Origin of the sequence: Pedobacter cryoconitis, assembly GCF_003259615.1 — a bacterium.
GTDB classification, from domain to species: domain Bacteria; phylum Bacteroidota; class Bacteroidia; order Sphingobacteriales; family Sphingobacteriaceae; genus Pedobacter; species Pedobacter cryoconitis.
On record NZ_QLLR01000001.1, the window covers coordinates 113436 to 126392 of the forward strand.

At 39.9% G+C, this 12957-nt stretch carries 9 protein-coding genes; 1 reads left to right on the forward strand and 8 read right to left on the reverse strand.

From position 1 onward, the window contains the following. Positions 1-6: 6 nt before the first annotated feature. From LY11_RS00490 to LY11_RS00515, 6 genes are all read right to left on the reverse strand, one after another. Entirely contained in the window at positions 7-435 is a 429-nt protein-coding gene (locus LY11_RS00490) for a hypothetical protein (protein ID WP_111631782.1), read from the reverse strand. Positions 436-909: 474 nt separating this feature from the next. Next, the gene (locus tag LY11_RS00495; RefSeq protein ID WP_111632221.1) at positions 910-2322 is read right to left on the reverse strand and encodes a TolC family protein; all 1413 of its coding nucleotides are present in this window, start codon (positions 2320-2322) and stop codon (positions 910-912) included. After that, positions 2309-5500, reverse strand: a complete 3192-nt coding sequence (locus tag LY11_RS00500; protein ID WP_111631783.1) for an efflux RND transporter permease subunit — start codon at positions 5498-5500, stop codon at positions 2309-2311. Before LY11_RS00500 ends, LY11_RS00495 begins: the two co-directional genes overlap by 14 nt. An 11-nt stretch (positions 5501-5511) precedes the next feature. Further along, the gene (locus LY11_RS00505; protein ID WP_111631784.1) at positions 5512-6645 is read right to left on the reverse strand and encodes an efflux RND transporter periplasmic adaptor subunit; all 1134 of its coding nucleotides are present in this window, start codon (positions 6643-6645) and stop codon (positions 5512-5514) included. A gap of 215 nt (positions 6646-6860) precedes the next feature. Continuing rightward, positions 6861-7460, reverse strand: coding sequence for a TetR/AcrR family transcriptional regulator (locus LY11_RS00510; protein WP_111631785.1), 600 nt, complete (start codon positions 7458-7460; stop codon positions 6861-6863). A 227-nt stretch (positions 7461-7687) separates the two neighbouring features. Further along, complete coding sequence (locus LY11_RS00515; protein ID WP_146610774.1) at positions 7688-8158, reverse strand: DUF6702 family protein; 471 nt, start codon at positions 8156-8158, stop codon at positions 7688-7690. A gap of 130 nt (positions 8159-8288) precedes the next feature. Between LY11_RS00515 and LY11_RS00520 the strand changes: the two genes are divergently transcribed. Continuing rightward, a complete protein-coding gene (locus LY11_RS00520; RefSeq protein WP_111631787.1) occupies positions 8289-10655 on the forward strand; it encodes a M1 family metallopeptidase in 2367 nt (788 codons plus the stop codon). 120 nt (positions 10656-10775) lie between these two features. Here LY11_RS00520 and LY11_RS00525 read toward each other — a convergent pair whose 3' ends face one another. Further along, a complete protein-coding gene (locus LY11_RS00525) occupies positions 10776-12050 on the reverse strand; it encodes a DUF4302 domain-containing protein (RefSeq protein WP_111631788.1) in 1275 nt (424 codons plus the stop codon). 30 nt (positions 12051-12080) lie between these two features. Further along, positions 12081-12947 (reverse strand): zinc-binding metallopeptidase, encoded by an 867-nt coding sequence (locus LY11_RS00530; protein ID WP_111631789.1) that lies wholly within the window; start codon positions 12945-12947, stop codon positions 12081-12083. Positions 12948-12957 lie beyond the last annotated feature (10 nt).

Below are 12957 nucleotides of genomic sequence, written 5' to 3' on the forward strand. Positions count from 1 at the left end.
GTTCCATTAGTTTTGTGTATTCACTCCATTACCCGGTGCAGCAGAAATCAAACTATCTACTACAAATACACTTACCCCTCTCCAGGGCAATGGACTGATATATTCTTTATAATGCACTTCAATATTAGAACCTGCATTTTTATTCAGTTGTTCAGCAACTTTCGGATCTGTTACCGAGAACATAAACTCATTAGAAGCTATATTTCCCGGGGCCTGAGAACGTATTCCGGTCTGAATAATACGTCCTTCATTTGTCTTGAACATATATCCCTTTTTCACGAAGTAATTCAGCTGACCAGCTTTCACTCCTTCACCAAAAACAAAGAAATATCTATAATAACCAAAGCCGGCCAAAAATAAAACAACTAACAGTATTAATATAGTCCAGAATTTACCTCTTGACTTTTTTTGCGGGGGAGTATTTGTATTTTCCATAGAAGATGTTTTCTATGTCGCTGATCAACAACTGTTCCATAATCAATTTTCGCGGCTTCAACCTGCTCATTATCAATTAAACATACATAATACCATCAAAATATGTCCTGAAAAAGCTATTAAAACAAAAAGGGATACGCTAAAAAACGTATCCCTTTTTAAAATTCTTCTACAATTTATAGATTTATCCAACTTAGCAACCCAAACAGGCTGTCCAACTTAACAACCCAAACAGGCTATCCAACTTAATAACCCAAACAGGCTATCCAACTTAACAACCCAAACAGGCTGTCCAACTTAACAACCCAAACAGGCTATCCAACTTAACAACCCAAACAGGCTATCCAACTTAACAACCCCAACTCAAATGTGGATTCGAAAAAAAACAAGGCACTAAATGTGAGGCATGCGTTCCGAGCCTCTTCGGCGAAGGCAATGTCGCCGAACATTAGTGCCTTGTTTTTTTAGAACTCTCTACTTCCACCCCCCACCTAAAGCCCTGTACAACTCAACCACCGCATTCAACTGCGCAGTCTTTACAGTCGCTAAATCCAACTCACTCTGCAACGCATTACTCTGTGCATTAATCACTTCCAAATAATTCGCCATGCCGCTCTTAAACAACATATTCGCATTACTCAAACCACTCTGCACAGTCCTGACCCGTTTATCAGCAATCGCATACTGTTGTTTCAACTTCTCAATCTTAACCAATTCATCAGAAACCTCACCAACCGCAGTCAAAACCGAAGACCTGAACTGGATCACTGACTTTTCCCGATCAACCAAAGCAACCTCATACTGAGTTCTCAACTGTTTACGCTGAAAAATCGGTTGTGTAATCCCACCAGCAACCACACCAAACAATGAACCTGGAATATTAAACCAGTTACTCGCCTTAAACGAATTCAAACCACCATTTGCAGTAATCACAAGCGAAGGATATAAACCTGCTTTCGCAATTCCAACCTTTGCATTCGCTTTCACTAACTCCAGCTCCGCACTTTTCACATCAGGTCTTAAACTTAACATGCGGGAAGGAATGCCAGTACCCACCTGATCCTGAACACTGATTGAATTTAAAGTTCCGATCCTTGCAATAGTTTTAGGGAAAGCACCCGTCAAAATACTCAAAGCATTCTCCTCCAAAGCGATTCTTTGCTCCAGTTGAGGAACCAGGCCAGCAGCAACCAATTGTTGCGCTTCAGCTTGTTGAATTGCCAGAGAAGTCACCTGCCCGGCATCAAACTGTAACCTGATAATATTTAACGTACTATCATTTAAAGACAAGTTTTTCTTGGCAATTTCCAGTTGGGTATCCAACATGATCAATCTATAAAAACTCTGTGCAATATTTGATACTAACCTGGTTTGAACAGCCTTTTTAACCTCAGCAGACTGCATAAAAGCCGCACCCGCTGCATTTCTCTGATTCGCAATTTTACGCCAGATGTCTGCCTCCCAGCTTAAACCACCAGTTACACTATAATCCTCAATATGTTTAGACTGAGAAAACTGGCCAATCTGTAAGCCATTCAAACTATTGTCAGAAGGACGGCTTGTATTTGCCCCTACTTTAAGATTCAACTCAGGTATATTACCCAATTTCGACTGACTGAATAACAAAGCCGCAGCTTCCATATTTTTCAGTGCAATCTGCATATCGTAATTATTGATAATCGCAGTATCAATCAAATTTCTGATCGTCTGTTCCTTAAAAAAATCTTTATAAGGCAGTGCTGCAATACTCGCCGTGTCCGTTGAAACACTACCCCTGAATTTTTCAGGAGCAGCATTCACTGGTAAGGGAATATCTTTAGATACTTTACAAGCACCCAGCACGAGTACAAGTAAAAGAGCAGTATATATACTTTTATACGGTTTCATATTCATTAATATTAATAGATTCTTCATGTTCTTCTACAACTGTATCCTGAGGTTTGCCCGAAACTTTTTCCTGTAAAAACTGGAAGATCACGAACAAGACAGGAATGATGAACAATCCAAGGATAACCCCTGTAATCATCCCACCAGCAGCACCAATACTAATAGAGTGGTTACCTAAAGCAGAAGGACCAGTTGCACGCATCATCGGGATCAACCCAACCACAAAGGCAAGGGAAGTCATGATAATCGGTCGAAGCCTTAACTTTGCAGCCTCTAAAGCTGAAGAAACCAAAGTATTCCCCGCTCTTCTTCGCTGAACCGCGAACTCCACAATCAGAATCGCATTCTTTGCCAGCAGTCCGATCAGCATGACCAGTGCCACCTGCACATAGATGTTATTTTCAATTCCGGTTAAACCGATTGCAACAAACACACCGAATATACCAGTAGGAATCGATAAAATAACAGCTAATGGCAGGATGTAACTTTCATATTGAGCTGATAAAAGGAAATACACAAACACTAAACACAATCCAAAAATGATCACAGACTGACCACCAGAAGTAATCTCTTCCTTAGTCAAACCAGTAAATTCATAAGAGAAACCTGAAGGTAATTGCTGTGCAGCCACTTCTTCTACCGCTCTGATCGCATCACCAGAACTATAACCTGGTTTAGCCATCGCGTTAATACCAATCGAGTTAAACAAGTTATAACGGGACACTGTTTCCGGGCCATAAACCCTTTGCAATTTCACTAAAGTATTGATCGGCACATTTTCACCCGCTCTGTTTTTCACGAATACATTATCCATTGACGAAGGATCAGCACGGTCGGCAACATCTGCCTGTACCATTACCCTGTAGTACTTTCCAAACCTGTTAAAATCTGAAGCCTGCGCACTCCCAAAATAAGCCTGCATTGTCGTTAACACGTCCCTCACAGATACCCCTAACTGTTCAGCCTTAGCCTCATCCAGCTGAAGTTCCAATTGCGGATAATCAGCTCTGAAAGTCGTAAACGCTACTGCAATCTCCGGACGTTTCATCAGCTCACCGATAAAGTTATAGGCTACCCCACTGAATTTACCAATGTTACCCCCTGTTTTATCCTGTAATACCATATCCAGACCATCAACATTACTGAAACCAGGAACTGTAGGGAAAGTAAACACGAAGAAATTCGCGCCTTTAACACCTGCCAGTTTACCTCTGATTATGTTCATGATCGCATTGATGTCTTTCACTTCTCCACGTTCTGCAGTCGGTTTCAATAACACGAACATCGCACCAGCAGATGGACTGTTTGACTGTGTAAGCAAGTTAAAACCACCCAGTACGTTAAACAATTTGGTGAAAGCTAACGGTCTTAATAAAACCTCTGTTTCTTTCAATACCTGTGTACTTCTTTCCAGCGAAGCACCAGCTGGCAATGACATCGAAACCGCGATGAAGCCCTGATCTTCTGAAGGAATAAATCCTGTAGGCGTTCTTTTCACCATCCATACCGTAGCAAGGATAACGATTAACAAACCGGCTAAACCTACCCATTTAGTACGGATCAGGAATTTCAGGCTGCCTACATATCTGTTGGTCAAAGAATCAAAACTAGTATTGAAACCTTTAAAGAAACGTTGTTTAAAACTAGTTGGAACTGCAGCATCATGACCTTCAGCGTGAGTCTGTTTCAGAAACAGCGCACATAAAGCAGGACTCAATGTTAACGCGTTCACAGCCGAAATTACAATCGCAATAGCCAGTGTAAAAGCAAACTGTCTGTAGAACACACCGGTTGAACCTTCCATGAAACCAACAGGTAAGAACACCGCACTCATTACCAGGGTAATCGAAATAATCGCTCCTGTAATCTCGTGCATCGCCGCAGCTGTTGCCGGTTTTGGCCCCATTTTCTTATGCTCCATTTTCGCATGGACTGCCTCGACGACCACAATCGCATCATCGACCACAATACCAATGGCCAGTACCAGTGCAAATAAGGTTAACAAGTTAATCGAGAAGCCAAAAAGCTTCATGAAAAAGAAGGTACCTAAAATCGCTACCGGAACAGCAATCGCTGGAATTAAGGTAGAACGGAAATCCTGTAAGAAGATAAATACAACAATAAATACCAGGATAAAGGCCTCGATCAAAGTATGAATTACCTGATCAATAGACTGATCCAGAGAAGTTTTAGTACTGTAAACCACATCATAAGCTACGCCTTTAGGAAATTCCTTTTCGGCTTTTTTCATGAATTTAGTGATCGCAATCTGAATCTCATTCGCATTTGATCCACTTAACTGCTGAATTGCAATGTTCAGACCAGCTTTACCATTTACACGGGTTAAATTCGAATACGTATAAGAACCTAACTCTACTCTTGCTACATCTTTCAGACGTAAAAATGAACCATCAGCATTAGAACGGATAATCATGTTCTGATATTCTTCTGGTTTGGTTAATTTACCTTTATATTTCAGTACATATTCAAAAGCATTCTTACTGCTCTCTCCGAATTTACCCGGAGCAGCTTCTAAGTTTTTATCTTTAATAACCGCCATTACTTCATTTGGCGTTAAGTTATAAGTTGCCATTTGCGCAGGGTTTAACCATACACGCATCGAATAATCTCTGCTTCCTCCAAATATGTTCGCCTGGCCTACCCCTTGAATCCTTTTTAATTCAGGAATTAAGTTGATCTGCGCATAATTGGCTAAAAACGTCTGATCATAGCTTTTCTCATTATCGGTGTGTAAATCTACCACCATGATTAAGCTGTTTTGTTGTTTCGCAGTCGTTACCCCAGCCTGCACAACTTCTGCCGGCAGCTGACTTGTAGCTTGTGAAACACGATTTTGTACGTTTACCGCCGCCTGATCCGGATCTGTACCCAGTTTAAAGTAAACTGAGATGACCAGTGAACCATCATTACTCGCTGTTGAGCTCATGTAGCTCATATTCTCTACCCCGTTGATTGATTCTTCCAACGAAGGTGCTACAGAGCGTAATACAGTTTCGGCATTTGCACCGGGATAAAGCGCAGTTACCTGTACAGCAGGAGGCGCAATATCTGGAAATTGCTGTAAAGGCAATTTAGTAAGTCCCAATACCCCCAGAATCACCAATAATATGGAAATAACAGTGGCTAAGACAGGTCTGTCTATAAATTTCTTAAACATGATATGTTAAATTATCTTAATGCAGTTTTAATAGGTTCTTCTTTTAGTTTTTCAGGTTTGATAACTTCGCCTTCTTTTAATTTATCAATACCATCAAAAACAATTTTGTCTCCTGCTTTTACGCCTTCTTTAACCAGGTAATTGATACCTGTAGTTCCAAGGATTGTAATTGGAGTTTTGCTCACTTTATTTCCAGCATCAACAGTGTACACGAACATTTTGTCCTGAACTTCTATGGTAGATGATTGTGGAACAAGAATCGCATCCGGGTGACTGATGCTCAGTCTTAATTTACCAGTATTGCCCGATCTTAACAGTCCCTGAGTGTTTGGAAAAGTAGCTCTCAAGGCAATCGAACCTGTTTGTTTATCAAACTGGCCGTCCACCATGTCTATTTTACCTTCTTGTGCGTAAACAGTACGGTCTGCTAAAACTAAAGCAACACCAGGTAATTTTTTAAGCCTGTCTGCGATTGTTTTACCAGGGTAAGTTGCATTGAAATTGATAAAGTCGTCTTCTCCTAGAGAGAAGTAAACGTGAACTTCGTGCGCATCTGAAAGCTGAGTAAGCGGAACTGCATCAGTAGTACCTACTAAACTTCCTTGTTTTCTTGGCAATCTGCCTACATAACCTGTTACTGGTGCTTTAATCAAAGTATAACCCAGGTTGATATTTGCTGTAGCTACACCTGCTCTTGCCTGCTCTACGCTGGCCTGGGCAGATTGAAGGGTAGCTTTAGCACTTTTAAGCTGGAAATCAGATACAACTTTGTTTGCGACCAAAGGGGTAAGTTTATCTACTTCAAGCTGTGCATTGGTTACTGCTGCCTGTGCTGCATGTAATAAAGCTTTAGCGTTGTTTACTGCTTCCTTGAATGGAAGTTCATTAATTTTAAAAAGTGGTTGTCCTTTTTGGACAAGAGCGCCTTCGTTCACATAGATCTTATCTAATGAACCCGATACCTGTGGGCGTATTTCCAAATCAACGGCCCCCTGAATGGAAGCTGGATATTCGGTAAAAGTGGTTTCTGAACTATTGTGTAAAGCAATAACCGGAAGGGATTGTATTACAGGAGCAGCTACCTGAACTTTATCGCTGGAACAGCCAATAAATAATGCGGCGAGAAGTAAAATTGAAATTTTCATAACGTTAATCTGTTGTTTAACTTGTTGTGTGAGATATAGGTAAAATGTATTATTTATTAATATTAGGGTAATGCTTTTTTAACGTAAATAGGTTATTTAACACTGTTAAGTTATGAGGCAAAAAAAACGAAATAGTCCGGACAGATTTCCTCCTTAGCGGTGAGCTAATTACATATAGATAATCTAACAGTGTTAAGTATTCCATAAAAAAAAATTTAATCGTTGATTGTTTGTATAATTCCGTGAATTGCATCTTTTAGAATATGCTGATTCATTTCATCGTTAGTGCCTCTTCTAACCAGGTTAATAGAAATTAATCCGTGGATGACAGACCAGAAAGTATAATACTTTCTACAAACCCTATCTTCACAGATACTTTCAGCATTCATTATTTCAACAATGGTATCTGTAATGAGTTTACGGGAAGCTTCTGCCTCTGGTAACGCCTTTTGCTGCTCACAACACATCATGTCTACCCCAAACATAACCTGATATAAATGGGTGTGTTCAAATGCGAAATCCCAGTAAGCAATCCACATGGCTGCCAGTTGTTCTTTCGGATCATTGTGTTTTGCTTTTGCGTTCTTCAGATCGATCAGCAGGAATAAATTTCCTTTTCGCGTTAGTTCCAGCAGAATGCCTTCTTTATTGGCAAAATATTCATAAATAATCGGCGCAGTGTATTCAATTTTATCTGCGATTTTGCGCATACTTAAGGCCTGCCAACCGTCTTCTTTGACGATTTCTAAGGCAGCATCAAGTATGTTAGCTCTTGTTTCTTCCTTGACCCTTTGAATTCTTTCTTTACTACCCATGGTAATCTTGCTACTGTGTAAATAATCTAACAGTGTTAGACAAATGTATAACTAGTTTTAAAAATCTATATCAGCGTATTGTCACAACTCTGAAAAGGGCCGGAATTGAGGATTAAACGAAGTTTTAAAATCATGATGACTTCTACTTAAGTAAATACTCAGACCCGTTCTACTTCCTATAGTGGCTGTTAAAGACGCTTAGTAAAGGGGGTATAACTTTAAGGATTCTATAATGATGAGGCAACCTTTTTATCAGGAAAAGTCAGTTTAAAACTGTGTCTGTTGCCTTTAGAGGTTAAATGAAAGATATTCGTCTGATCATCGAAAAGATCATATAACACGGTACTGGTGGTTTCCAGTTTAACAATATTCTTAACTTTTGCCGATTCCAGATAAACCACCACTGCTTCATTATCTTTCTCAAAGCCGATATAGTTTAGGGGTAATACCTTTCCATTTGCTGCCAATTGCAAATGAGAAATAATGTATTTACTCACCAGCAAGTCCATTTCTTTATGCTTAGCTTCCAGAGACAAATCTGCTTTAATTTTATATTTTTTACTCAGAATATCCTCAAAATCATCAGTAAATATCCGGCAGCTCACCTCCATGGTACTCTCTTTCAGGTTATAATTTAATTCTGTAGAGCTTAGGTGTAAAGGATGTTTAAGAGCATTCCCGGCTTCGGCAGGTGCCAATGGTTTAAACAAACCGGTAAATACGTAACAAATTAATAGAGAATGGTGAAGGAAAGATAACATGGTGCTAATATAATTTTTGCTTTACAAAAAAACGGTTTAAATTTAGACTTCCTACTATAAAAGCCAAATGACTAAACTATTAACCGCTACCCTGCTGCTGTGCTCCGGCCTGCAGGTCTGTTATGCACAAAACATTCAATATAATCCGGGTAGTAATCATGGAAATAAATTTGAACAACTGGGCACTATGCTTTCTACGCCGAATGAGCAGCGGACCGCAAGTGGCGCACCTGGTGTAAAATACTGGCAGCAGCGCGCAGATTACGATATTAAATGTACACTGGATGAAAAGAAACTCGAACTTACAGGTTCGGAAAAAGTAACTTATTTCAACAACTCTCCAGATGTACTGACTTATATTTGGCTACAGCTGGATGAAAATGAACACAGTAATATCAGGAATGCGGGTTACCAGACCAGTACAACAATTCCTGCAGCTGCCACAACCCATGAAATAGATAAAGCTGCAATGGACCAGCCCGACAATGGAAACGGGGTTGCCATTCAGAAAATCACTGATGTTTCAGGAAAAGCTTTGAAATATACCATCAACAAAACTATGATGCGGGTAGAAATACCTGCCCCTTTAAAATCAGGTCAGCAGTTTATCTTTAACGTGACCTGGAAATATAAAATTACAGACCGGATTGCTGTGGGTGGCCGTGGTGGTTATGAATTCTTCCCTGAAGATGGCAATTACCTGTTCACCATGGCGCAATGGTATCCAAGATTATGTGTTTACAGTGATTTCCAGGGCTGGCAGAACCACCAGTTTACCGGCAGAGGTGAATTTGCTTTGACCTTCGGTAATTTCAAAGTGCAAATGACTGTTCCTGCAGATCATGTGATTGGCGGAACAGGTGAATGTATCAATTATAGCGCGGTGCTTTCTCCGGCAGAACTGGCCAGGTATACTAAAGCGAAAACAGCTGCTGAACCTGTAGAAATCGTTACGCTTGATGAAGCTAAAAAAGCAGAGGTTTCCAAAAGTAATGCAACTAAAACCTGGGTTTTTCAGGCAAACAACGTCCGGGACTTCGCGTGGACCTCTTCCCGGAAATTTATCTGGGATGCCATGGCACAAAAAGTCGATGATAAATCGGTGATGTGTATGAGCTTTTATGGTAAAGAGGCGTATAATTTATACAGACCTTATTCTACCAAAGCTATTGCGCATACAGTTAAAACGTATTCACATTTTACCTTCCCTTACCCATACCCTGTTGCACAAAGTATTGAGGCTTCCAATGGAATGGAATATCCAATGATCTGTTTCAATTATGGCCGTACAGAAAAAGACGGTACTTATAGTGAGAGCACGAAAAATGGAATGATTGGTGTGATTATCCATGAAGTTGGTCATAATTTCTTCCCGATGATTGTCAATAGTGATGAGCGGCAGTGGACCTGGATGGACGAAGGTTTAAATTCATTCCTGGAATATTTGACAGAAGAGCTTTGGGACAATAAGTTCCCGGTAAAAAAAGGCCCTGCTTACACGATAATTGACTACATGAAATTACCTAAGGATCAGCTGGAACCTATCATGACCAATTCTGAAAACATAGAGCGTTTTGGCCCTAATGCTTATTCTAAACCTTCTACGGCTTTAAATATCCTGAGAGAGACGATCATGGGCAGAGAGCTGTTTGATTATGCTTTTAAAGAATATGCCAGAAGATGGGCTTTTAAACATCCTACACCAGCCGATTTATTCAGAACAATGGAAGATGCGAGTGGTGAAGATCTGGACTGGTTCTGGAGAGGCTGGTTTTATACGACAGACCCTTGCGACATTTCGCTGGATGCTGTAAAGTTCGCAAAAGCGGATGTAAATTCTAAAGTTCCGGTTTCAAGGGTAAACATGGTTAAGCTTGATCCTCCACTGGTGAATGCTTTTGAAGATATTTCTAAAGTGAGAAACAGGGAAGATAAGAATATCAGTTTTTATACTGACCGGGATAAGTCAACGCAGGATTTCTACTGGAGATATGACCGTGGAATTGAGAAATACAGTAACAAAGAGCATAGACAGGAAATACCTGAACTGGTGGAAAATTTGTCTTCCGAAGATCAGGCAAAATATGCCGGCAAATTCTTTTACGAGTTATCTTTCAGCAATAAGGGTGGTTTGATTATGCCGATTATCGTTGAATTTACTTTTGCTGATGGCAGTAAAAAAATAGACAGAATCCCTGCGCAGATTTGGAGACATAATGAATTAAAGGCTTCTAAATTCTATGTACAGGATCAGGAAGTAACGGCTATAAAATTAGATCCTATGCGGGAAACAGCCGACATTGATGAAAGTAATAATACCTGGGGAGGAAAAGCAGAGACTTCAAAATTCCAGTTATTCAAACAAAAGTCTATTGCTACCCGCGGACAATCTATTGGCGGTAACCCGATGCAAAATGCTAAAGGAGTTCAATAAAAAATATAATTGACAACAAAAAGGCTGAATCATTAATTAAAATGATCAGCCTTTTTTATTAAAACCCGGTTTCCCGGGAGTATTAGCAACTATTACAGGTAGGTATAGGGCCAAAGATCATTATTTAAATGACAACCATGCTGTTGCATCTTTTACATTCACCAAATCATACTTTTGCAAGCCTGTATTGATTAAATAAAAGCCTTCTGGCTGTTGCAGTACAATTGCTGTATTTTGCTGCGCTGTCCTCATTTTAACATTCGTAACACTGTTATAAAGTGCTGTCGCATTAAACAGTATTTTACCATCCTGAATTTTTACGGCAGGGTAAGCAAGAATATGTCCCACATAACCAACCGCACTGTAAAATCTGAAAGACTGAGTCAGTGTTCCATTCAAATTCAGTTTTGGAAAGAAGTATAATCCTTCAAAACCCGGAATACTTCCATTTAAATTAAAGGCATCCTGTACGCCTGAAATCGTAAATCCGTCACTTGCATCCCAATATAAACCTAGATTAGAAGGGTTGTTCAGGAAAAAATCTACTACAGTCTTATCATATACCAGGGGCGCTATCGCTTGCGTGAACTGAACTTTAGTTCCTAAAGCAGTTGCATTTACTATTCCAGCTCCTGAATCCATGTTAATATCTTTCAATTCATTCAAGGTAGTATTACCTAATACTAAGGGTTTAAAAAATCCAATTCTGGTTCCATCGGTATAAAATCCGCTGGTTACAGTTTTACGCGCCCCGTTTTCATAACTTGAAAATGAAATCGTACTGGTTGGAAGATCAAATCTCACTTCATAAGTTATTCCGGCTATTGTAATTCTCTTAAAGTAAGTTTTAAGGTTAGACAACACTGTTTTCATCCGGGTAATTCCGGCAAACACAGCTTTATTTTCTTCTTCAGAAGCTGACCTGACCAGCACAAGCGGGGTTTGATTAAACAAGCCTTCCAATTTAATGGTATCAGCAGTTGCGGAAACAAATCTGAACTCAAAGTCTGCTCCTTTACCCGCGCCTGGCGCACCGTTAAACTTGGAGGGATCAGGGTCCTGCAATTTATGCAGTGTAGAATATGTATCAAACAATAAGCTCGGCTGCTGCAAAGCCTTTAAGCGGTAAGAGCTCTCTAATGCCGCAGGGTCATAGTCTGCAGACATAGTTACCCTGTTTTTATCATTAAAATTAAACAGGAATGTATAAACGCCATTTGAGCCGGTATTCAGAAATCCTTTCCAGCCAAATTTGGCCGAGGCCAATTGTGTCTGATAGGCTGTCATTGAAGCCTCTATCCGCTCATCAACGGTGCCATTCACAGGCTTGGAATCGTCTTTTCGGCAAGCGGAAAAAACCGCTGCCAATAAAAATATGTAGATTAAATTCTTCATCGTTCTAGGAAATTAAAGGATTAGAAAACGTTATTTTTTTAGCGGTGCCATGGTATTGATTTCGGCTTGCACTTTATTTTGCAAGGCAACGAAATCAATTCCAAATGCACTTTTCAAATAGGAAATCACAATAGATTTTTTCTTTAGCAATTTTGCCTGAGCATCAGGTTCCAGCGTAGCAATTAACGCTTGAAAGTTATCTTCTCCATCAACCAGCATGATAGATAACATCTCTACAAAATCCTCATCTTTACTCGCCATCGCATAAGAAGAAATAAAGCCCATAGAATTCGCGTCTTCTTCAGCAATATTAAACCAGGTCGCCGAATAACTGCCAGCAGTAATACGCTGATAGTCTGAGGTCACTGCAATATTCTGATTCAGTATATGACCAAATTCATGGTGCATAGTATGCAATATTCTTTCAACCGAGCTTCTGTTCCCTTTTTGAAAATCGTTTAAAACCATTAGTGTGACCTTGCGGCCTGATTCTGCAACACCCAATGTGATAGATCCATTGCTGTTGTATTGTGCACTACCTACCATATAGATTTGTTTCTGCACATATTTCTTGAAGAAATCGCCTCCCTTTATATCAACGTAAGGATTAATCCATCCAGACTTAATGGTTTCCAGTACCGGGATCACTTTCGATTCCAGAATGGGCACAACATCTTTATTGATTTCACCCAGTTCAGACCGGTCCCATTTATACTTAATTTCCATATTATAAGGAGTCGTATAATTGGTACTGATCCAATCATCAAGTGGTCCTTTTGCCCAGGTATCACCACCTAGTCCAACTAGTGGCGTACTTAAATCTTCCTTCTTTTTGCAGCCGGTAAAATATCCTGTGATCAGTATAGCAACCACCATTACTATTAAATTCTTCTTCATGTTCTTAGGT

Excerpts from the sequence above, each read along its gene's own strand:
- LY11_RS00505 (WP_111631784.1), bottom strand. The coding sequence starts at position 6,645 with ATGAAAATTTCAATTTTACTTCTCGCCGCATTATTTATTGGCTGTTCC.
- LY11_RS00500 (WP_111631783.1), bottom strand. The coding sequence starts at position 5,500 with ATGTTTAAGAAATTTATAGACAGACCTGTCTTAGCCACTGTTATTTCC.
- LY11_RS00525 (WP_111631788.1), bottom strand. The coding sequence starts at position 12,050 with ATGAAGAATTTAATCTACATATTTTTATTGGCAGCGGTTTTTTCCGCT.
- LY11_RS00530 (WP_111631789.1), bottom strand. The coding sequence starts at position 12,947 with ATGAAGAAGAATTTAATAGTAATGGTGGTTGCTATACTGATCACAGGA.
- LY11_RS00495 (WP_111632221.1), bottom strand. The coding sequence starts at position 2,322 with ATGAAACCGTATAAAAGTATATATACTGCTCTTTTACTTGTACTCGTG.
- LY11_RS00490 (WP_111631782.1), bottom strand. The coding sequence starts at position 435 with ATGGAAAATACAAATACTCCCCCGCAAAAAAAGTCAAGAGGTAAATTC.
- LY11_RS00520 (WP_111631787.1), top strand. The coding sequence starts at position 8,289 with ATGACTAAACTATTAACCGCTACCCTGCTGCTGTGCTCCGGCCTGCAG.
- LY11_RS00510 (WP_111631785.1), bottom strand. The coding sequence starts at position 7,460 with ATGGGTAGTAAAGAAAGAATTCAAAGGGTCAAGGAAGAAACAAGAGCT.